20 protein-coding genes are annotated in these 21,695 nt (G+C 70.7%); 6 read left to right on the top strand and 14 right to left on the bottom strand.

Going from position 1 to position 21,695, the window contains the following annotated elements; all coding sequences use genetic code 11:
- Positions 1-89 precede the first annotated feature (89 nt).
- From kdpC to ACFUTX_RS09725, 11 genes are all read right to left on the bottom strand, one after another.
- Complete coding sequence (gene kdpC / locus ACFUTX_RS09775) at positions 90-704, bottom strand: K(+)-transporting ATPase subunit C (RefSeq protein ID WP_378863463.1); 615 nt, start codon at positions 702-704, stop codon at positions 90-92.
- Between the two features lie 18 nt (positions 705-722).
- Positions 723-2,888, bottom strand: coding sequence for a potassium-transporting ATPase subunit KdpB (gene kdpB, locus ACFUTX_RS09770; protein ID WP_378863460.1), 2,166 nt, complete (start codon positions 2,886-2,888; stop codon positions 723-725).
- A gap of 1 nt (position 2,889) precedes the next feature.
- Positions 2,890-4,572: a potassium-transporting ATPase subunit KdpA gene (gene kdpA, locus ACFUTX_RS09765; RefSeq protein ID WP_378863457.1), complete on the bottom strand. Its 1,683-nt coding sequence runs from the start codon at positions 4,570-4,572 to the stop codon at positions 2,890-2,892.
- Complete coding sequence (locus ACFUTX_RS09760; protein WP_378864627.1) at positions 4,572-4,658, bottom strand: potassium-transporting ATPase subunit F; 87 nt, start codon at positions 4,656-4,658, stop codon at positions 4,572-4,574. The genes kdpA and ACFUTX_RS09760 overlap by 1 nt, the downstream gene beginning before the upstream one ends.
- Before the next feature lie 355 nt (positions 4,659-5,013).
- On the bottom strand, positions 5,014-5,190 hold the full coding sequence (locus ACFUTX_RS09755; RefSeq protein ID WP_378863454.1) for a hypothetical protein: 177 nt from the start codon (positions 5,188-5,190) through the stop codon (positions 5,014-5,016).
- Between the two features lie 92 nt (positions 5,191-5,282).
- Positions 5,283-5,726, bottom strand: a complete 444-nt coding sequence (sufU, locus tag ACFUTX_RS09750; protein WP_378863451.1) for a Fe-S cluster assembly sulfur transfer protein SufU — start codon at positions 5,724-5,726, stop codon at positions 5,283-5,285.
- The gene (locus ACFUTX_RS09745) at positions 5,723-6,997 is read right to left on the bottom strand and encodes an aminotransferase class V-fold PLP-dependent enzyme (protein WP_378863448.1); all 1,275 of its coding nucleotides are present in this window, start codon (positions 6,995-6,997) and stop codon (positions 5,723-5,725) included. The genes sufU and ACFUTX_RS09745 overlap by 4 nt, the downstream gene beginning before the upstream one ends.
- A 140-nt stretch (positions 6,998-7,137) precedes the next feature.
- Positions 7,138-9,252, bottom strand: a complete 2,115-nt coding sequence (locus ACFUTX_RS09740; RefSeq protein WP_378863446.1) for an APC family permease — start codon at positions 9,250-9,252, stop codon at positions 7,138-7,140.
- 77 nt (positions 9,253-9,329) lie between these two features.
- Complete coding sequence (locus ACFUTX_RS09735; RefSeq protein ID WP_378863443.1) at positions 9,330-10,550, bottom strand: amidohydrolase; 1,221 nt, start codon at positions 10,548-10,550, stop codon at positions 9,330-9,332.
- Between the two features lie 36 nt (positions 10,551-10,586).
- A complete protein-coding gene (locus ACFUTX_RS09730; RefSeq protein ID WP_378863440.1) occupies positions 10,587-11,606 on the bottom strand; it encodes a LacI family DNA-binding transcriptional regulator in 1,020 nt (339 codons plus the stop codon).
- A gap of 53 nt (positions 11,607-11,659) precedes the next feature.
- Positions 11,660-13,342 (bottom strand): glycoside hydrolase family 13 protein, encoded by a 1,683-nt coding sequence (locus ACFUTX_RS09725; protein ID WP_378863437.1) that lies wholly within the window; start codon positions 13,340-13,342, stop codon positions 11,660-11,662.
- Between the two features lie 98 nt (positions 13,343-13,440).
- On the opposite strand from ACFUTX_RS09725, the gene ACFUTX_RS09720 reads away from it, so the two are divergent.
- A complete protein-coding gene (locus ACFUTX_RS09720) occupies positions 13,441-13,956 on the top strand; it encodes an adenine phosphoribosyltransferase (RefSeq protein ID WP_378863434.1) in 516 nt (171 codons plus the stop codon).
- 146 nt (positions 13,957-14,102) lie between these two features.
- Here the strand turns inward: ACFUTX_RS09720 and ACFUTX_RS09715 are convergent, their stop codons facing one another.
- Positions 14,103-15,035, bottom strand: coding sequence for a 2-hydroxyacid dehydrogenase (locus ACFUTX_RS09715; protein ID WP_378863431.1), 933 nt, complete (start codon positions 15,033-15,035; stop codon positions 14,103-14,105).
- A gap of 97 nt (positions 15,036-15,132) precedes the next feature.
- Between ACFUTX_RS09715 and ACFUTX_RS09710 the strand changes: the two genes are divergently transcribed.
- Positions 15,133-15,561 (top strand): DUF1761 domain-containing protein, encoded by a 429-nt coding sequence (locus ACFUTX_RS09710; RefSeq protein ID WP_378863428.1) that lies wholly within the window; start codon positions 15,133-15,135, stop codon positions 15,559-15,561.
- 2 nt (positions 15,562-15,563) lie between these two features.
- Here ACFUTX_RS09710 and purQ read toward each other — a convergent pair whose 3' ends face one another.
- Complete coding sequence (purQ, locus tag ACFUTX_RS09705) at positions 15,564-16,271, bottom strand: phosphoribosylformylglycinamidine synthase subunit PurQ (protein ID WP_378863425.1); 708 nt, start codon at positions 16,269-16,271, stop codon at positions 15,564-15,566.
- Complete coding sequence (purS, locus tag ACFUTX_RS09700; RefSeq protein WP_378863422.1) at positions 16,268-16,516, bottom strand: phosphoribosylformylglycinamidine synthase subunit PurS; 249 nt, start codon at positions 16,514-16,516, stop codon at positions 16,268-16,270. The genes purQ and purS overlap by 4 nt, the downstream gene beginning before the upstream one ends.
- A 254-nt stretch (positions 16,517-16,770) precedes the next feature.
- Between purS and ACFUTX_RS09695 the strand changes: the two genes are divergently transcribed.
- The 4 genes from ACFUTX_RS09695 (at position 16,771) to ACFUTX_RS09680 (ending at position 21,642) form a co-directional block, all read left to right on the top strand.
- Positions 16,771-18,048, top strand: coding sequence for an extracellular solute-binding protein (locus ACFUTX_RS09695; protein ID WP_378863419.1), 1,278 nt, complete (start codon positions 16,771-16,773; stop codon positions 18,046-18,048).
- 131 nt (positions 18,049-18,179) lie between these two features.
- Positions 18,180-19,202 carry a carbohydrate ABC transporter permease gene (locus ACFUTX_RS09690; protein ID WP_378863416.1) on the top strand — a complete coding sequence of 341 codons (1,023 nt, stop codon included), beginning with the start codon at positions 18,180-18,182 and terminating at the stop codon, positions 19,200-19,202.
- Entirely contained in the window at positions 19,199-20,116 is a 918-nt protein-coding gene (locus ACFUTX_RS09685; protein WP_378863413.1) for a carbohydrate ABC transporter permease, read from the top strand. Before ACFUTX_RS09690 ends, ACFUTX_RS09685 begins: the two co-directional genes overlap by 4 nt.
- Positions 20,117-20,166: 50 nt before the next feature.
- Positions 20,167-21,642 (top strand): glycoside hydrolase family 1 protein, encoded by a 1,476-nt coding sequence (locus ACFUTX_RS09680; protein WP_378863410.1) that lies wholly within the window; start codon positions 20,167-20,169, stop codon positions 21,640-21,642.
- Positions 21,643-21,695: the final 53 nt, after the last annotated feature.

Raw genomic sequence — 21,695 nt, 5'->3', positions numbered from 1 at the left:
CCGGCCTCCAGTCGCCAAGACACGCCGTGCGCGCGTCGCGGGAGCGGCGTGTCTTGGCGACTCGAGGGGAACAGAGGGATCGCCGGCGTTCATCGCGCGAGCTCGTCGAGAGCGAGGTTGAGCCGCAGCACGTTCACGCGCGGCTCGCCGAGGAAGCCGAGGTCGCGCGGCTCCGTGAACTGCGCGACGAGTCCCCGCACCTCCTGCTCGGCGAGGCCTCGCTCGGCGGCGACGCGCGCCACCTGCAGCTCGGCGTACGCCGGGCTGATGTGCGGGTCGAGGCCCGAGGCCGAGGCGGTCACCGCGTCCGGCGGGATGTCGGCGACCGGGGCGCCCTCGAGCTCCGCGACAGCGGCCTGCCGGTCCTCGATGGCGGCGACCAGGTCGGCGTTCTCGGGCCCGAGGTTCGACCCGCTCGACGCGCCGCCGTCGTAGCCGTCGCCGGCGGCCGATGGGCGGGACTGGAAGTATCCGGGCAGCGAACGGGCCGCGGCATCCGTGAATCCCTGCCCGATCAGGGCGGACCCCACCGTCTCACCCCGCGCGTCGGTGACGAGCGAGCCGTTGGCCTGCCACGGCAGAAGGAGCTGGCCGATCGCGGTGACGGCGAGCGTGTAGCCGATCCCGAGGACGAGGGTGAAGACGAGCATCGCACGGAGGGCGACGCCGGTGACGCGCACGGTGGCGCGGGTGTCGGTGGACATGCCGATCTCCTTTCGGGCTCAGAAGCCCGGGATGAGGCTCACGACGAGGTCGATGAGCTTGATGCCGAGGAAGGGCGCGATCACGCCGCCGAGCCCGTAGACGAGCAGGTTGCGGCTGAGCGTCGCCGAGGCGCTCTGCGCCCGGTACGCGACGCCGCGCAGGGCGAGCGGGATCAGGAAGACGATGACGATCGCGTTGAAGATGATCGCGCTCATCACCGCCGATGCGGGCGAGCTCAGCTGCATGACGTTCAGCGCGGCGAGCCCCGGGAAGACGCCCATGAACATCGCCGGGATGATCGCGAAGTACTTCGCGATGTCGTTCGCGAGCGAGAAGGTGGTCAGGGCACCGCGCGTGATCAGCAGCTGCTTGCCGATGCGCACGATCTCGATCAGCTTCGTCGGGTCGCTGTCGAGGTCGACCATGTTGCCGGCCTCCTTCGCGGCCGACGTTCCCGTGTTCATCGCGACCCCGACGTCGGCCTGCGCGAGCGCGGGGGCGTCGTTCGTGCCGTCACCGGTCATCGCGACGAGGTTGCCGCCCTCCTGCTCGCGCATGATGAGCGCGAGCTTGTCTTCGGGGGTGGCCTCGGCGAGGAAGTCGTCGACGCCCGCCTCCTTCGCGATCGCCGCGGCGGTGAGCGGGTTGTCGCCGGTGATCATGACCGTGCGGATGCCCATGGCGCGCAGCTCGTCGAACCGTTCGCGCAGGCCGTCCTTCACGATGTCCTTGAGGTGCACGACCCCGAGCACGGTCCCCTCGCCGTTCGCGAGGGTGGCGACGGCGAGCGGGGTGCCCCCCGACTGCGCGATCGCGTCGGCCTCAGCGGTGACATCGGCTCGCGTGCGCGCCGGGACGGCGGCACCGGATGCCTCGAGCCACGCCAGCACCGCCGACGCGGCGCCCTTCCGCACCTGTGTCCCGTCCGTCAGGTCGAGGCCGCTCATGCGGGTCTGCGCGGTGAAGGGGACGATCGTCGACCCCTCCGGCTCCTCGACGCGGATGCCCCGCACCGCCGCCAGCTCGACGACCGAGACGCCCTCGGGCGTGGGGTCGGCGAGCGACGACAGCGCCGCCGCCCGTGCCAGTTCGGCGCCGTCCACGCCCGGCAGCGTCACGAAGTCGGAGGCGCGGCGATTGCCGTAGGTGATCGTGCCGGTCTTGTCGAGAAGGAGGGTGGTGACGTCGCCCGCGGCCTCGACCGCACGCCCCGACATCGCCAGCACGTTGCGCTGCACGAGCCGGTCCATGCCGGCGATGCCGATCGCCGACAGCAGGGCGCCGATCGTCGTCGGGATGAGACACACGAGGAGGGCCACCAGCACCACGATGCTGACGGGCGACGCGGCGTACGACGCGATCGGGTTGAGCGTCAGCACGACGATCACGAACACGATCGACAGGCTCGACAGCAGGATGCCGAGGGCGATCTCGTTCGGGGTCTTCTGCCGGCTCGCCCCTTCGACGAGCGAGATCATCCGGTCGACGAACGTCTCGCCCGGCCTCGAGGTGATGCGCACGACGATGCGGTCCGACAGCACGCGCGTGCCTCCCGTGACGGCCGAGCGGTCGCCCCCGGACTCGCGTACGACCGGCGCCGATTCGCCGGTGATCGCCGACTCGTCCACCGTCGCGATGCCCTCGACGATGTCGCCGTCGCCCGGGATGAGCTCGCCCGCCTCGACGAGCACGACGTCGCCGAGCCTCAGGTCGGAGGAGGCGATCTCGACCGTCTCGATGCTCGCGGTGGCGGGCTGCCCCTCGTAGCGCACGGCTCGCCGCGCCGTCGTCGTCGTGCGGGTCTTCCGCAGCGACGCCGCCTGCGCCTTGCCCCGGCCTTCGGCGACGGACTCGGCGAGGTTCGCGAAGAGCACCGTGAGCCACAGCCAGACGGCGATCCCCCACGTGAACCCGGCGGGGACGGGGGTGCCGCCGGAGTCGCCGGCGCCGCCGAGGAACGGCTCGGCGATCGCGATCACGGTGGTCAGCGCTGCGCCGGCCCAGACCAGCAGCATGACGGGGTTGCGCCACAGGGCGGCGGGGTTCAGCTTGCGCAGTGCCCCGGGCAGAGCCTGCACGATTTGCGCCCAGCTGAAGGCGCGTGCGGCGGGGCGAGGGGGCGACGGATGCGTCGACCCGGCGACCGGGGCTGTGGGAGAGGTGGTGGACAGCGACGTGGACATGTCAGACGAGACCTTCCGCCAGGGGACCCAGCGTGAGAACGGGGAAGTAGGTGAGAGCGGTGATGACGACGGCCACCACGCCGAGCAGGCCGACGAACTGCGGCCGGTAGGTCGGCAGCGTGCCCGCAGTGGCCGGAACGGGCTTCTGCTCGGCGAGCGAGCCGGCCAGCGCGAGCACGAGCACGATCGGGATGAACCGGCCGAGCACCATCGCGACGCCGAGCGCCGTGTTGAACCAGGGCGTGTCGGCGGTCAGCCCGGCGAAGGCCGAGCCGTTGTTGTTCGCTGCCGACGTGAACGCGTAGAGCACTTCGCTGAGACCGTGCACGCCGGGGTTCCAGATCGACGTCGACTCGATGTCGGAGCGGATCGCCGGGATGCCGAAGCTGAGGGCCGTCCCCGCCAGCACGAGCGCCGGCGTGACGAGGATGTACAGGCTCGCCAGCTTGATCTGCGTCGGCCCGATCTTCTTGCCGAGGTACTCGGGCGTGCGGCCGACCAGCAGACCGCCCACGAAGACCGCGATGACCGCGAGCACCAGCATCCCGTACAGTCCCGACCCGACCCCTCCGGGGGCGATCTCGCCCAGCATCATGTTGATCATCGGGACCATGCCGCCCAGGGCCGTGTACGAGTCGTGCATGGAGTTGACGGCGCCGGTGCTGGTGAGCGTGGTGGCGCCGGCGAACAGGGTCGAGCCCCAGATGCCGAAGCGCACCTCCTTGCCCTCCATCGCCGAGCCGGCGAGCTGCGGGGCAGTGCCGAGCCCGAGCGACTCCAGCCAGGTCACAGCGGCGATCGAAGCAAGGGCGATCGTGCCCATCACGGCGAGGATCGCGTACCCCTGGCGGTTGTCGCCGACCATTCGGCCGAACGCGCGGGGCAGCGCGACCGGGATCGCGAGGAGCAGCAGCACCTCGAGCACGCTCGACCAGGGCGCCGGGTTCTCGAAGGGGTGCGCGGAGTTGGCGTTGAAGAAGCCGCCGCCGTTGGTGCCGAGCTCCTTGATGGCCTCCTGCGACGCCGCCGGGCCGCCGGGGATCAGCTGCGTTCCGCCGGTGACGGTGCCGACCTCGGTGAACCCGTTGAAGTTCTGCACCACGCCGGCGACGAGGAGCGCGGCCGCCGCGACGACCGACAGCGGCAGCAGCAGCCGGGTGACGCCGCGCGTCAGGTCGACCCAGAAGTTGCCGATGGTCGCCGAGCCGCTGCGGGCGAACCCGCGGACGAGCGCGACCGCGACCGCGATGCCGACCGCCGCCGAGACGAAGTTCTGCACCGCGAGACCGGCCAGCTGCACCGTGTATCCGAGGGTGAGCTCGGGAGAGTACGACTGCCAGTTGGTGTTGGTCACGAAGGATACGGCGGTGTTGAAGGCGAGGCCCTCGGGCACCGCGGGGAGCCCGAGCGAGTACGGCAGCACCGCCTGGAAGCGCTGCAGCGCGTACACGAACACGACCCCGACGGCCGAGAAGGCGAGCACCGAGCGGGCGTAGGCCTGCCACGTCTGCTCAGACTCGGGCGCGACGCCCACCAGTCGATACATGCCGCGCTCGACACGCCAGTCCTTGGCCGAGGTGTAGACGTGCGCGATCCCGTCACCGAGTGGGCGGTACAGCAGAGCGAGGAGGAGCACGACGGTGGCGAGCTGCAGGATGCCCGCCCCCACGGTGTCGGCGGACATCAGAACTTCTCCGGCTTCACGAGCGCGACCACGAGGTAGACGATCGCGGCGACGCCCAGGGCGGCGGCGATCAGCGAGAGGACCATCACAGCTTCTCGACCGCCTTGGCGATCAGGCCGACGAGCGCGAAGAGCGCGATTGTCGCTGCGAGGAAGATGACGTCGAGCACGGGGACTCCAGTGGTGTGCGGGCCGCCCCGGCGGGGCGGGCGGCCGCCCGAGTCACGGCCGCGACTCCCGATGCAACACCGGTGCCCGATGCCGCTCGCTCGCCCTCACGCTTTCCATGCGGCGGATGCCCCGGCCCTCACGCCGCCCCTACGCCCCGCCGCACGTCGCGCCCCGGCCCACTCCCACCCACCAGCCCCCGAGTCGCCAAAACACGCCGACTCGGTGCCGCCGGCATCGGCGTGTCTTGGCGACTCGAGGAACGTGGAGGGCCTCAGAGGCGCTCGAGCACGCCACCCCCGAAGACCACGGCTGCCGCCGCGACGGCGGCCAGGGCGGCGGCTCCGAGGATCACCACGACGAGCGCGTTGCCGGCGATGGCGAGCAGCGCCGCACCGACGCGCCCGGCCGAGCGTGCACGGACGGTGGTCGAGGGCGCGGAATGCATCATGCTTCGACGCTACGAACGGGCGGCGGGCGAGGCATCCGTCCCGCGTCTCATCTGCGTACGCCGGAAGGATGATCCCGGCGGCCGGCCCGCCGTCAGGCGCGCGCGAGGTCGTCTTCGAGGGCCACCCAGGCCAGCATCGCGCACTTCACGCGCGCGACGTACTTCGAGACGCCGGAGAGCGCTGCGGCGTCGAGGTACACATCCTCGTCGAGCTCGATGGTCCCGCGTGATCGCAGGGCTTCGCGGAAGCCGTCGATGAGGGCGGATGCCTCGGCCCGCGGCATCCCGTCGACCAACTCGGCCAGCATCGACGCCGACGCCTGCGAGATCGAGCAGCCGTTGCCCTCCCACGTGACGTCGCGGATCGCGTCGCCGTCGGAGTCGAGCCGCAGCCGCAGCGTGATCTCGTCGCCGCACAGCGGGTTGTGCTGGTGCGAGGTGGCCGAGCGGCCCTCCTCGTCGGCGAGGCCGAAGCCCACCCGGCGCTTGGAGTGGTCGAGGATCAGCTCCTGGTAGAGCGATTCGAGGCCGCTCACGACCCGGCTCCGAAGAACGCGCGCACGCCCGAGACGGCGTCGAGGAAGGCGTCGACCTCGTCGGCGGTGTTGTACAGCGCGGCGGACGCCCGCACCGACGCGGTCAGGCCGAACCGGCGGTGCAGCGGCTGAGCGCAGTGGTGGCCGACGCGGACCGCGATCCCCCGCGAGTCCAGGAACTGCCCGACGTCGTGTGCGTGCACGCCCTCGACCTCGAACGCCCACAGCCCGACCCGCTCGACCCCTTCGGCGTCGCCGAGGAGCCGGATGCCGGGGATCCCGCGCAGCCCTTCGCCCATGCGGGCCTCGAGCGCCCGCTCGTGCGCGTGCACCGCGGGCATCCCGACGCCGTCGAGGTAGCGCACCGCGGCGGCGAGGCCGATCGCCTGCGACACCGGCTGCGTGCCCGCCTCGAACCGCTGCGGCGGCGGAAGGTACGACGCCTCGTCGAGCGTCACCGTGGTGATCATCGAGCCGCCCGTGAGGAACGGGGGCAGGTCGGCCAGCACCTCGGAACGGCCGTAGAGGCCGCCGATGGCGTAGGGTCCGAGCATCTTGTGGCCGGAGAACACGGCCAGGTCGACGCCCAGCGCCGGAAGGTCGAGCGGCACGTGCGGGGCCGACTGGCACGCGTCGAGCACGGTCAGCGCGCCGGCCTCGCGGGCAAGGGCGACCAGCTGCTCGACGGGGTTCACGATCCCGAGCACGTTCGAGACGTGCGGGAAGGCGACGAGGCGGGTGCGGCCGCCGATGACGGATGCCGCGGCCTCCAGGTCGATCGTCCCGTCATCGCGCACGGGGATATGACGCAGGACGGCGCCCGTGCGGGCCGCGAGCTCCTGCCACGGGATGAGGTTGGCGTGGTGCTCGCTCTCGGTCACCACGAGCTCGTCGCCGGGACGGAGGGCGAAGCGCGCGCTCGCCGGAGCGCCGCGGCCGAGCGTCGCGTTGCCGATCGCGTAGGCGACGAGGTTGAGGCCGGCCGTGGCACCGCTCGTCCACACGAGCTGCTCGGGCCGGGCGCCGACGAACCCGGCGACGGTCGCCCGCGCGTCCTCGAAGAGCTCGGTCGCCTCGGCCGCGAGCGTGTGGGCGCCCCGGTGGACCGCCGCGTTCGCCCGGGTGAGGAACGAGACCTCGGCGTCGATGACGGCCTGCGGTTTCTGGCTCGTCGCCGCCGAGTCGAGGTAGACGAGGGGAGCGTCGCCGATGCGCTCGCCGAGGAGCGGGAAATCGGCGCGGACAGCCGCGACATCGAGCACGAGGGTCACCCTTCCAGGCTACGCCGTGCCGGCCGGCCCCGGGCCCGGGCCCTCCCCGGCGGTCGTCCAGTCGCCAAGACACGCCGTGCGTGCGGCCGCGGAGTCGGCGTGTCTTGGCGACTGGGTGGGAGAACCGGCGGACGAGGGGTCTACGACCGCCCGGCGGTCTCCGGCTGCTTCTGAGGGGGACCGGCCGGCCGCGTCGCACGGCGACCGGCGCGGTGGATCTCGGGCGCCGAGGGCCGTCCGGCGCGATCTTCGCCGGGAAGCGGGCGGGACCGCCGGCCGTAGATGAGCTCGGACGAGTCCAGCAGCCACGGCACGAGCGTGATGCTGACGCCGTGCACCAGCATGAGCTGCTGCGCGATCCGGCGGGAGCGTCGGTTGTGCAGCAGCGACTCCCACCAGTGCCCCACGATGTACTGCGGCAGGTAGACGGTCACGACCGACGACCCGTGCAGCTCGCGGTACTGCTTGATGAACTTGGCGACGGGTGCGGCGTAGGAGCGGTACGGCGACTCGATGATCACGAGCTTGACCGGGATGCGGTGCTCCTCCCACTGCCGCTGCAGCTCGGCGGACTCCTCGGCGCTGACGGCGACGTGCACCGCGAAGGTGTTGTCGTGCTTGGCGGCGAGGGCGTAGTCGATGGCCTTGATCACCGGCTTCTGCAGGCGGTTGACGAGGATGAGCGCGACGTCGCCCTCGGACCCGAAGTGGGTGGTGTCGTCGACGCGGATCTCGTGCTCGACGTCGCGGTAGTACCGGTGCACGCCCACCATGAGCAGCGCCAGCACGGGAATCGCGATGAACACGAGCCAAGCGCCGTGCGTGAACTTCGTGATCGTCACGATGAGCAGCACCGACACGGTCATGGCCGCGCCGAGCGAGTTGATGACGAGTCCCGTGTAGGCCGAGCGGCGGGCGGATGCCGCGGACTCCTGTACGGCGGCATCCTTCGGCAGCGCCGCCAGCTCTCGCAGCGAGCGGCGCCAATGCCGGACCATGCCGATCTGCCCGAGTGAGAACGAGACGAACACGCCGATGATGTACAGCTGGATCAGCGTCGTGAGGTTCGCCTGGTAGATGACGAGGACGGCGATCGCGGCGATGCCGAGGATGATCATGCCGTTCGAGTAGACGAGCCGGTCGCCGCGCGTGTTCAGCGCCTTCGGCGCGTAGCCGTCGCGGGCGAGCACCGAGCCGAGCAGCGGGAACCCGTTGAAGGCGGTGTTCGCGGCGAGCAGCAGCACGCAGGCGGTCGCGGCCTGGATGACGAAGAACGGGATCGACCCCATGCCGAAGGTGGCCGCGGCGACCTGCGCCATCAGGCTCGGCTGCGGCTGCGTCGCACAGTCGAAGCCGACGAGGTTGCAGGGGTCTTCGGCGTAGTGGACGCCCGAGATCAGCCCGACGGCGGTGAGCCCGGCGAAGAGGAGGATCGCGATGCCGCCCATGAGCGACAGGGTCATCTGCGCGTTGCGCACCTTCGGCATGCGGAACGCCGGGACGCCGTTCGATACCGCCTCGACGCCGGTCAGGGCGGAGCATCCGCTCGAGAACGCGCGCAGCACCAGCAGGATCATCGCCGCCTGCGTGAGCTCCTCGCCTTGCACGGCGAACTCGGCGCTCGACGCGACGGGCGGGTCGCCGAGCGCCGTGCGGGCGAGGCCGACGACGATCATCAGGGCGACCGACCCGATGAAGACGTAGGTCGGGATGGCGAACGCGAACGACGCCTCACGGACCCCGCGCAGGTTGACGATGACGATGAGGATGACGAAGCCGACCGCGAGTTCGATGCGGGCGGGGTTCAGTTCGGGGATCGCCGAGATGATGTTGTCGACGCCCGAGGCGACCGACACGGCGACGGTGAGCACGTAGTCGACGAGCAGCGCCGCGGCGACGACGACGCCGGGGATCTCACCGAGGTTCTTGCGCGACACCTCGTAGTCGCCGCCTCCCGACGGGTAGGCCTTGATGAGCTGACGGTAGCTGAGGACCACCACCACCAGCAGCGCGACGACGGCGGTCGCGACCCACGGCGCGAACGTGAGGAACGCCGTGCCGCCGATCAGCAGGATCATGAGCAGCTCCTGCGGGGCGTAGGCCACGGAGCTCAGCGCGTCGGACGCGAAGATCGGCAGCGCGCGGCGCTTCGGCAGCAGCTGGTCGTCCAGCGCCTCAGACGTCAGCGGGTCGCCGAGGATGAGGCGTTTCGCGCGCGGCGGCTCGCCGGTCGGCTCGCGGTTTTCGATCGTCACGGCGGGCGATGTTACTCGCACGGATTCCGTGAGGATTCATCGAAAGTGGCATCCTCACGGAATCCATACGGCGGGCGTCACGGCCGTGCGAGGAACTCCTTCGCCGCGGCGACGAGGTTGGCGACGCCGTTGTCGAGGGTCGGCTGCAGCACGGGCGCGAAGAACGGCGAGTGGTTCGTCGGGATGTCGCGCTCCACGGTCTCGGCGGCGGTCGCGGCGGCGAACGCCTCGGGGTCGACGCCGCCCCAGAACCAGAACACGAGCGGCGCGCCGGACTCGCGCGCGAACCACGACACGTCCTCGCTGCCGGTGAACATGCCCGGGTCGATGACGGTGTCTTCGCCGAACGCGTTGTCGAAAGCCAGGCGCAGCCGCGCGGTGGCGTCGATGTCGTTGATGGTGGGCGGGAGAGTGTGGAGCACCTCGATCACGGGCTGCTGTTCGGCTCCGGATGCCTCGGCCTCGGCCCGCACGATGCGCTCGACCTTCTCGAGCACGCGCTCGCGCGCCTTGTCGTCGGGGTACCGCAGGCTGAGCTCGAGCCGGGCCTCGGCGGGGATGATGTTGTTCTTGAGACCGGCATGGATCGCGCCGACCGTCACCACCGCGACGTCGCGCGGATCCACCTCGCGCGAGACGATCGTCTGCAGCCGCATGACGGTCGCCGCGGCCATGACCACGGGGTCGATCGTGGAGTGGGGTCGCGAGCCGTGGCCGCCGCGGCCGAGCAGGGTCACGGTCAGCCCGTCCGACGCGGCCATCTGGGTGCCGCTGCGCACACCGATCGTGCCCGCGGCGAGCGGGGTGACGTGCTGCCCGAGCACGACGTCGGGCTTCGGGAAGCGGTCGAGCACGCCGTCGGCGATCATCGCCTGCGACCCCTGCCCGTACTCCTCGGCGGGCTGGAAGACCGCGACGATGGTGCCGGCCCACTCGCTCTTCGCGTCGAGCAGCCGCTCGAGAGCGCCGATCAGCGCCGCGACGTGCATGTCGTGCCCGCACGCGTGCATCACGGGCACCTCCGACCCGTGGGGGTCGACGCCGCGCGCCGTGCTGGCGTAGGCGAGACCGGTCTGCTCGCGGACCGGGAGCCCGTCCATGTCGGCGCGCAGCCACACGACGGGTCCGTCGCCGTTGCGGATCACCCCGACCACGCCGGTCTTGCCGATGCCCTCCTCGAACTCGATGCCGAGGGCGTCCAGGTGCCGGGTGATGACACCCGCCGTCCTCGTCTCCTGGAAGGACAGCTCCGGATGCCGGTGCAGGTCGATGTAGAGGGCTTCGAGGTCGACGGTCATGCGTCAGAGCCTATCCGCGGCGCGACCGGCGCCGATCTAGCCGGGGAGGCGGGCCGTCGACCCGCGGACGATCAGCTCGTACGGCAGCTCGCCGGGCTGGTGCACCGGCGGCGCCTCGTCCTTCGCCTCCAGTTCGGCGAGGATCGCGTCGGCGGCGCGCTCGCCCTGGCCCATCGGGAACTGGTCGACGGTGGTGAGACGGAAGAATTCGCCGAGCTCGTGCCCGTCGATGCCGACCACCGACAGATCCTCGGGCACGCGGTATCCGAGCTCGCGGGCGGCGAGCAGGGCGCCGATCGCCATCTCGTCGGATGCCGCGAAGATCGCCGTCGGGCGGCCCCCCGGTTTGCCGAGTAGCTGCTTCGCGGCCCGGAACCCGCCCTCGATCGTGAAGTCGGCGGGCTCGTACAGCGACGGCTTCACCGGGATCCCCGCGTCGGCGAGGGCCAGTTCGAACCCCCGGCGACGGTGCGTCGGGATGTGGAAGTCGATGTCGAACTCGGGGCTCGCGCCGATGTGCGCGATCTCGCGGTGCCCGAGCGCCAGCAGGTGCTCGGTCGCCAGTCGCGCGACGGCGAGGTCGTCGACCGTCAGGGTCGTGAGTCCCGGGTTCGGGCCGCCGATCGCGATCACGGGCAGATCGAGCTCGAGCAGCTGGTGGGTCTCCTCCTCGCCCAGCTCGATCGAGATGGCGATCACGCCGTCGACCCGCTGGCGGCGCAGGAACGTGTCGAAGACGTCCCGGCGCTCACCGCGGTCGGCGGTGAGGCTGTACAGCGTGATGTCGTAGCCGCGCCGCATGAGCGCCGACGCGATGCCGCTCAGCACCGTCGAGAAGAACCACCGGTCGAGGAACGGCACCAGCACGCCGATGTTGCGCGTGCGCCCCGACGCCAGGCTCGACGCGGACGCCGACACCACGTACCCGAGGCTCTTCGCCGCGGCCTCCACCCGAGCGCGGGTCGCCTGGGACACATGGCCCCGCCCGCTCAGGGCGCGCGAGACGGTCGCCGTCGACACGCCGGCGTGGCGTGCCACCTCGTCGATGCTGACCACGTCGTCCCCGTCCTTCGCCGCGGCCTGGGCCTCGGGTGGCGGGGCCGCGTGTGCTAGTCGTTCGCGAGCCAGACCGTGGTGTCGGCCGGCAGCTCACCGCCGTCGATCGGACCGCTCGACGCGATCACGATACCGTCCGGCAGCGCGACGGACGTGTCACCCACGTTCGCCACGACGGTGATCGTGCCGTTGCGGAACGCCACGACGTCGGTGCCGAAGCCCTGCAGCCACTCGAGCGAGCCCGCTCCGAGGTGCCGCGCACGGCGCTCCGCGATCAGCGACCGGTACAGCGACAGCGTCGAGGACGGGTCGCCGGCCTGCGCGTCACGCGCCAGCCCCGCCCACTCGCCGGGCTGCGGCAGCCAGGAGGCGCCGGTCGGGCTGAAGCCGTAGGCCGGGGCATCCGCGGTCCACGGGATCGGCACGCGGCAGCCGTCGCGACCGTAGCGCTCGCCGTTCGTGCGGAACCACGTCGGATCCTGTCGGGCGTCGCCGGGGATGTCGATGACCTCGGGCAGGCCGAGCTCCTCGCCCTGGTACAGGTACGACGAGCCGGGCAGCGCCAGCATCAGCGTGGTCGCGGCGCGCGCGCGCCGCAGGCCGACCTCGGGCACCGGCTTGCCGGGGGAGTCCGGGCCGATGCCGTGGCCCTGCGGGTTCTCGGCGGTCAGCGCGAGACGCGACGCGTGGCGCACGACGTCGTGGTTCGACAGCACCCACGTGCTCGGTGCGCCGACCGCGGCATAGGCCGCGATCGACTCGGCGATCACCGAGCGCAGGGCCGCGGCATCCCATGCCGTCTCGAGGTAGGCGAAGTTGAACGCCTGGTGCATCTCGTCGGGCCGCACCCACAGCGCGGTCTGCTCGGGGGTGGGGAGCCACGCCTCGGCGCACAGCGCGCGGTCGCCGTCGTACTCGGCGAGCAGCTCGTGCCAGTCGCGGTAGATCTCGTGCACGCCGTCCTGGCCCCAGTACGGCACACCGGACTCTTCGCCGCCCATCGAGCCCGCCTCGGGGTCGGGCGTGTAGTCGGGCAGGCCGTCGGCCTTCACCAGACCGTGGGCCACGTCGACGCGGAACCCGTCGACACCGCGGTCGAGCCAGAAGCGCAGCACCCGGCGGAACTCCTCGCGCACCTCTTCGTTCGACCAGTCGAAGTCGGGCTGCGACGAGTCGAAGAGGTGCAGGTACCACTGGCCCATCGAGCCGTCGGCCTCGACGACGCGGGTCCAGGCCGGGCCGCCGAAGATGGACTCCCAGTTGTTCGGGGGCAGCTCGCCCTCGACGCCCTTTCCGTCACGGAACATGTAGCGCGCGCGCTCACGGCTGCCCGGACCGGCGGCCAGCGCCTGCTGGAACCACACGTGCTGGTCGGACGAGTGGTTCGGCACGAGGTCGACGATGAGCCGGATGCCTCGGGCGTGTGCCGCGGCCAGCATGTCGTCGAAGTCGGCCAGGGTGCCGAAGAGGGGGTCGACGTCGCAGTAGTCGGCGACGTCGTAGCCCGCATCCTTCTGCGGCGACCGCTGGAACGGGCTCAGCCAGAGCGCGTCGACGCCCAGGTCGCGAAGGTCGTCGAGGCGGGCGGTGATGCCGGGGAGGTCGCCGATGCCGTCGCCCGAGCTGTCGGAGAACGACCGGGGGTAGATCTGGTAGATGACGGCGGTGCGCCACCATTCGCTGCCGGCGGCGGTGGTCTGCGCGTCGGCGAGCTCGGCGATCGGGGAAGAAGTCATCGGGCCAGAATACTGCAAGCGCTTGCATAAACCGTGCGAGCGGCCTGGGCGCCCGCCGTGCGCGGGAAAGACGGGGGATCCGGGGGTATCGTGAGGCGGTGTCCGAAGCCCTGACCCGCGCAGAGTCGCTGATCCGCACCATCCCCGACTACCCCGAGCCGGGGGTGCTCTTCCGCGACATCACGCCGTTGCTGGCGGATGCCTCGGCCCTCCGCACCGTGATCCACGCGCTGATCGCCCCGTTCGACGGCGACTTCGACGTGGTGGCGGGCGTCGAGGCGCGCGGCTTCCTCCTCGCGGGCGCGGCGGCGATGGAGGCCGGCGCCGGCCTGGTGCCGATCCGCAAGGCCGGCAAGCTGCCCCGGCCCGCGGCATCCGTCGACTACGCCCTCGAGTACGGCACCGCGACGATCGAGGCGCACGACGACATCCGCGACGGCATGCGCGTGCTGCTCGTCGACGACGTGCTCGCGACCGGCGGCACGCTCGTCGCCGCGCACAGCCTGGTCGAGCGGCTGGGGGGCTCGGTCGTGGGCACCGCCGTGCTCATGGAGCTCGACGCGCTCGGCGGCCGCGATCTGGCGGGCGACGTGCACTCGGTCTTCCACGGCTGACCCCGCCCGCCCCGCCCCCGCCTCGGCTCCCGCTCGAATCGACGAGTCGCCAAGACACGCCGACGCCCGTTCGTTCGGTCGGCGTGTTCTGGCGACTCGCGACTCTCTTCGCGCGCGCTTGGCGACTCGACGACGGGGAGCGCGGGTCAGCCGCCGAGGACGACGTTCTCGGGCGGTTCGCCGGCGAGCAGGTGCTCGATCTGGCGGCGGACCAGCCGCGCGATGCGCGGGCGCATCGCGCTCGTGGCGCCCCCGACATGCGGCGCGATCAGCACCCCGGGGAGCGACCACAGCGGATGCCCCGGAGGAAGCGGCTCCGGATCGGTGACGTCGAGCGCCGCACGCACGCGCCCGCGTTCGAGGTGCGAGACGAGCGCGTCCGTGTCGACGAGCGACCCCCGGCCGACGTTCACCAGGAGCGCCCCCTCGGGCATGGCCGAGAGGAACGCGTCGTCGACGATGTGGCGGGTCGCGTCGCCGCCCGGGAGCGTCACGATCACGATCTCGGCCGACCCGAGCAGCCCGGGGAGCTCGTCGACGCCGTGCACCGGCATCCCGTCCTCCTCCCGCGCCGTGCTGGCGACCAGGGTGAGGTCGACCTCGAAGGGCGCCAGCCGCGCCGCGACCGCCTTGCCGACCCCGCCGTAGCCGAGCAGCAGCACCCGCCGGTCGGCGAGACTCTGCGCGAACGGCGGCGCCCACCGCCCGGCGGCGGTGTCGCGGGCGAAGTCGTCGATGCGCCGCTGCGACGCGAGGGCGAGCCCGACCGCGAGCTCCGCCGTCGAGGTCTCGTGCACCGTGGCCGCGTTCGCGAACGGCAGACCGGCCGGCAGGATGTCGGCGACCCCGTCGTATCCGATCGACTGACTCTGCACCAGACCGACCTCGACGCCGTCGAGCCGTTCGAGCACCGTCGCCATCTGCATGTACGGCGGCACGACCAGGTCGAACCGGTCGCGAGGCGACGGTCCGTCCATCGGCCAGACCACGACCTCGACCCCGGCGGGGAGTTCGCCGAGATCGGCTGCCAGCTGCTCGGTGGGGACGCTCACGATCAGATTCCGGATGCCTCGGCTCACCCTCCTACGCTAACGGCGCGCTGTGGTGCGTCGGCCGCGCGGCAGCGCTACGCTCGCGACGACCGGGCAGCGCGGGCCGCCCGGCGGAGGAGGCGACATGGTCCCCGAGATCAACTACTGGGCGGTGCTGCTCGCGACCCTCTCGAGCATGGTCGTCGGCTCGATCTGGTACTCGATGCGGGTATTCGGCAAACGCTGGGTGAAGCTCGCCAAGGTCGACATGAACCGCGGCACCAGTCCGCTCATCCCGCTCCTCGTGACGCTGTTCGTCAGCTTCGTGACCGCGTGGGTGTTCGCCGGTGCCACGAACATCGCGTGGCACTTCTACGGCGGCGGGTACCTGCTCGCCGCGCTCGGCACGGGCGTGATCCTGTGGGCGGGCTTCACCGCCGCCCGCTTCATCACCCACGACGCGTTCGAGGGCCGGCCGACGTCGCTCACCGTGCTGAACATCGCGCACGAGCTGGTGACGGTGGTCGTGATGGCGATCATCATCGGCGTCTGGCCCCCCGCCGGCACCGTCTGAGGTCAGGCCGCGGCGCCCACGACGGCGGCGATCGCCGAGGTGAAGAACGGCAGTCCGTCGACGCCCGACCGCATCGCGGCCGTGGTGTCGGGCCCGAAGCCCGGTTCGACCGCGTGCTCGGGGTGCGGCATGAGGCCGACCACGTTGCCGCGCTCGTTAGTGAGCCCGGCGATGTCTCGCAGCGATCCGTTCGGGTTGACGCCGACGTAGCGGAACGCCACGAGTCCCTCGCCCTCCAGCCGATCGAGCTCGGACTCGGAGGCGATGTAGCCGCCGTCGGCGTTCTTCAGGGGGATCACGATCTCCTGGCCGGACGAGAAATCGCTGGTCCAGGCCGTGTCGTTGTTCTCGACCCGCAGGCGCTGATCGCGGCGGATGAACTGCTGGTGCGCGTTGCGGATCAGGCCCCCGGGAAGCAGGTGCGCCTCGACGAGCATCTGGAAGCCGTTGCAGATGCCGAGCACCGGCATGCCCTTGGCCGCCGCGTCCTTCACCTCGGCCATGATCGGCGCCAGTGCGGCGATCGCACCGGCACGCAGGTAGTCGCCGTAGCTGAAGCCGCCGGGAAGCACGAGCGCGTCGACGCCCTCGAGGTCGTGCGAGCCGTGCCACAGGGCGACCGGCTCACCGCCGGCCATGGCGATGGCCCGCTGCGCGTCGCGATCGTCGAGCGAGCCCGGGAAGGTGATGACTCCGACGCGGGCGGTCACTCGACCACCTCGACGCCGACGACGTCTTCGATCACGGAGTTCGACAGCACCTCGTCGGCGACCTTGCGGGCGGCGGCGAGCACGTCGTCGTCGACCTCGCCTTCAACGGTGAGCTCGAACCGCTTGCCGATGCGCACCGACGAGAACGTGCTCTGACCCAGGCGCGCGAGAGCGCCGGTCACCGCCTTCCCCTGCGGATCCAGCAGCTCGGCCTTGGGCATGACGTCGACGACGATGGTGGGCATTCGAGAGCTCCGGATGTCGCGGGCAGGGGTCCCGTCCAGTCTACGGGCCGAGGCATCCGTCCGTCGTCGTCGCCAGCCAAGCGGCCGTGACCGAACCGTGACACGCTCGTGGGAGCGCTCTCTTGACATCCGTGGGAGCGATCCCATAGCGTGAGGCCTCGTCTGGTGGGAACGCTCCCACGGCACCGCGGCCGGACCCGTCCCGAGCCGCACCCCTGCAACACACACCGATCTGACAACACAAAGGAGTGACAGTGAACTCACGTGCCTTCCGCCGGAGCGCCGTGGCGGTCGCCGCCTTCTCGGCTTCGGCCATCGTCCTCGCCGGCTGCGCCGGCGGTGGCGGCGGCAGCGAGTCGTCCGCCGACCCCGACGAGCCCATCACGCTGACCATCGCCACGTTCAACGACTTCGGCTACACCGACGAGCTCCTCCAGGAGTACATGGACGAGCACCCGAACGTGACCATCGTCCACAACCGCGCCGCCGAGTCCGGCGACGCGCGCGCCAACTACTTCCAGAAGCTGGGCAAGGAAGGCCTCGCCGACATCGAAGCGGTCGAGATCGACTGGTTCGCCGAGGCGATGCAGTACTCCGACCTCCTCGCCGAGGCGCCCGACAGCGTCAAGGGCCGCTGGCTCGACTGGAAGGAAGCCGCCGCGACCGACCCCGACGGCCGTCTCGTCGGCTTCGGCACCGACATCGGACCCCAGGGCATCTGCTACCGCGCCGACCTCTTCGAGGCGGCCGGCCTGCCCAGCGACCGCGAAGGCGTCGCCGAGCTGTTCGACGGCGACTGGGAGAACTTCCTCGACGTGGCCGACCAGTACCGCGAGGCCACCGGCAAGCCGATGATCGACTCGGCGAACTCGGTGCTCCAGGGCATCGTCAACCAGATCGAGTACACCTACACCGAGCCGGACGGCACGGTCATCGCCACCGAGAACCCCGAGATCCAGGACGCCTACGAGCTCGTCACCGAGCGCGCCGTGCCGAACTCGGCCTACCCCGGTCAGTGGTCGGACGACTGGTTCGCCTCGATGGCCAACGGCGAGTTCGCGACCATGCTGTGCCCGGGCTGGATGCTCGGCGTGATCTCGGGCAACGCCCCCGACGTCACCGGCTGGGACATCGCCGATGTCTTCCCGAACGGCGGCGGCAACTGGGGCGGCTCGTACCTGACCGTCCCCGCCAACGGCGCCAACGTCGACGCGGCCCTCGCGCTCGCCGACTGGCTCACCGCTCCCGAGCAGCAGGTCAAGGCGTTCACCAACGCCGGCACGTTCCCGAGCCAGCTCGAGGCGTACGAGGACCCGGCGCTCACCGACGCGACCAACGAGTACTTCAACGACGCTCCGACCGGCGAGATCCTCAGCACCCGTGCCGAGGCGGTCACGGTCGCTCCGTACAAGGACGCGAGCTACTTCAAGTACCACGACGCACTCCAGAACGCGGTCACCCGTGTCTTCGACGGTGTCGAGGACGCCCAGACCTCATGGGACACCTGGGTGGCAGAGGTCGAAGCCTTCTGATAGGCCGAGCATGACGGCGGCGACCGCTCGCCCGGTCGCCGCCACCGGAGGGGAGCGTGCGCGGATTCCGCGAACCCGCGCACGCTCCTCCCCCCTCAACCCCGACCTCACACACCGAATCGGAGCCACCGGTGACCTCGACCGCAACCCGCCCCACGGCATCCGGGCCGGCCGACCGGCCGACTCCGGTACGCCAGCCGCGCGTGATCTCGTTCTCCCACCGCCTGAGCCGCTGGGACCTCAAGCTCTCGCCCTACCTCTACATCTCGCCGTTCTTCATCGTCTTCGCGATCGTGGGCCTCTTCCCGATCGGCTACACGGCGGTGATCTCGTTCCAGGAATGGGATCTCGTCCGCAACTCGGGCGAGTTCGTCGGGTTCGACCAGTACATCTGGATCCTCCAGAACCCGCAGTTCTGGACCGCGCTGCGCAACACGTTCAGCATCTTCCTGCTGTCGACCGTGCCGCAGCTCATCCTCGCGATCTTCATCGCGGCGATGCTCGACCGCAACATCCGCGCCAAGACCTTCTGGCGCATGGGCGTCCTGCTTCCCTACGTCATGGCGCCGGTCGCCGTCGCCCTGATCTTCAGCAACATGTTCGGCGACAACCACGGTCTCGTGAACAACATCCTCACCGACCTCGGGCTGCAGCCGATTCCGTGGCACAAGGACCCGTTCTGGAGCCATGTCGCCATCGCCACGATGGTCAACTTCCGCTGGACCGGCTACAACGCGCTCATCCTCCTCGCGGCGATGCAGGCCATCCCGCGCGACTACTACGAGGCGGCGACCGTGGACGGCGCCGGCGCCTTCCGGCAGTTCACCTCGATCACGATCCCGTCGCTGCGACCGACCCTCATCTTCGTCATCATCACCTCGACGATCGGCGGCCTGCAGATCTTCGACGAGCCGCGCATGTACGACAACGTCGGCGAGGGCGGCGCGGCGCAGCAATGGCTGACGATCACGCTGTTCCTCTACAACATCGGCTGGCGGGAGTGGAACTTCGGCCGCGCAGCGGCGCTCGCCTGGATCCTGTTCCTCATCATCCTGGTCATCGGGCTCATCAACCTCGCGGTGACCCGCAGGCTCGTCCGAGACGAGGGCGGCCGAGGGGTCGTCACGCCGCGCAAGAAGGGATTCCGTCGATGAGCATCGGCACTCCGCCTCCTCTGGCGATCATCGAAGAGAACATCCCCCAGGCGCAGAAGCGGCGTCGCGGCGAGAAGACCACGAAGATCCGCGGCCACCGCGCCGGGCTCTGGCTCTACCTCGGACTCGGCGTCGTGATCCTCTCGGCGGTGTTCCCGTACTACTGGTCGTTCCTGATCGGCTCGGGCGACTCGTCGACGATCAACGACCCGAACATGTCGTGGATCCCCGGCGGCAACTTCCTCGCCAACGCCGCCTCGGTCATCAACGATCCTGCCGTGAACTTCTGGCCCGCGCTGTGGAACTCGATCTACAGCTCGACGCTCATCGCCGCCGCGGTCGTGATCACGTCGACGCTGGCGGGGTGGGCGTTCGCGAAACTGCGCTTCCCCGGCAGCAAGGCGCTGCTCGTCTTCGTCGTCGCGACCATGGCCGTGCCGATGCAGCTCGGAGTCGTGCCGCTGTACATCCTCTTCGCCGACCTCGGCTGGACCGGCCAGATCGGCGCGATCATCATCCCGGCTCTCACGAGCGCCTTCGGTGTGTTCTGGATGACCCAGTACCTGCAGCAGTCGGTGCCCGACGAGCTCATCGAAGCCGCGCGGGTCGACGGCGCGTCGATGATCCGCACGTTCTGGGTGGTGGGTGCCACCGCGGCCCGACCGGCGGCGGCGATGCTCTTCCTGTTCACCTTCGTCGGCGCGTGGAACCAGTTCTTCTGGCCGTTCATCGTGCTCGACCGCCAGAGCCCGACCCTGCCGGTGGCGCTGTCGCTGCTGCAGTCGAACTACTTCGTCGACTACTCCGTGGTGCTCGCCGGCGTGCTGCTGTCGACCATCCCGCTGCTGATCCTGTTCGCCTTCGCCGGCAAGCAGCTCGTCAGCGGCATCATGGCCGGTGCCGTCAAGGGCTGAGACGCCCGCACTTCCCCCCTTCCGCAACCTTCAGAGAGGACGCTGTCCGCATGACCGCGACCACTGCCCGCTCCTTCCCGCCGAACTTCCTCTTCGGGGCGGCCACCGCGGCATACCAGATCGAAGGCGCCGCCCACGAAGACGGCCGCCGCGACTCGATCTGGGACGCGTTCAGCCGGGTCCCCGGCGCCGTCATCAACGCCGACAACGGCGACGTGGCGTGCGACCACTACCACCGCTACGCCGACGATGTCGCCCTGATGAAGACGATGGGTCTGCAGACCTACCGGTTCTCGACCTCGTGGTCGCGGGTGCGCCCCGACGGCGGGGCGCTGAATCCGAAGGGCGTCGACTTCTACAGCCGTCTTGTCGACGAGCTGCTGGGTGCCGGCATCCTTCCCTGGCTCACGCTCTACCACTGGGATCTGCCGCAGGCGCTCCAGGAGAAGGGCGGGTGGGCCAACCGCGACACCGCCGACCTGTTCACCGAGTACGCGCTCGACATGCACGACGCCCTCGGTGACCGCGTGAACGTGTGGACCACCCTGAACGAGCCGTGGTGCTCGTCGTTCCTGAGCTACACGGCGGGGCTGCACGCGCCCGGCCACTACAGCATGAGCGAGGGGATGCTGGCAGCCCACCACCTCCTGCTGGGTCACGGTCAGGCGGTGCGCGAGCTGCGGACGCGCGACGCGTCGCTCAACCTGGGCCTCACGCTGAACCTCACGGTGGCCGACCCGGTCGACGCGGAGGACGCGGCCGACCTCGACGCGGCCCGACGCATCGACGGCCAGTTCAACCGGTGGTTCCTCGACCCGGTCTTCCGGGGGCAGTACCCGGCCGACATCGTCGAGGACTTCAAGACGACGGATGCCGCAGCCGTCGACGCGTGGCAGGCCGCGGTGCGTCCGGGTGACCTCGAGGCGATCTCGACGCCGATCGACACGCTGGGCGTGAACTATTACCACGGCGAGTTCGTGGGAGGACACCCGCCGGTCGTCGCCCCGACCGGCGGCGATGCGCCGACGGACCGCCCGGGAGCGTCGCCGTTCCCGTCGCACGAGAACATCTACTGGCACGAGCGCGGGCTCCCGCGCACGCCCATGCACTGGGAGGTGCAGCCCGAAGGGCTCACGCGTCTGCTGAAGCGGGTGTCGGACGAGTACGCCGAGCCGGCCGGCACCGTGCTCTACGTGACCGAGAACGGTGCGGCCTACGACGACGAGCGCGTCGAGGAGGCCGGCGAGGTCCGCGTGCACGACGCCGACCGCAGCGAGTTCGTCCGGTCGCACCTCAACGCGATCCTCGACGCGGTCGAGGCCGGCGTCGACGTGCGCGGATACTTCTACTGGTCGCTGCTCGACAACTTCGAGTGGGCGTGGGGCTACGAGAAGCGCTTCGGCATCGTGCGCGTCGACTACGACACGCAGCTGCGGTCGGTGAAGGACAGCGGACGCGAGTACAGCCGGATCATCGCCGCCCGTGCCCTCGACCGTGCGAAAGCGACGGTCGCGACCGCGTCGTAGCGCCTGTCGCGCGTCGGCGCGTCCGGGGGTTGCCCTAGCATCCGGTGAGGGCC

This window comes from Microbacterium sp. NPDC057407 (genome assembly GCF_042803895.1).
Classification (GTDB): Bacteria; Actinomycetota; Actinomycetes; order Actinomycetales; family Microbacteriaceae; genus Microbacterium.
The sequence above is the reverse complement of the archived record's forward strand: the minus strand, read 5'-3'. Positions and strand labels throughout refer to the sequence as shown.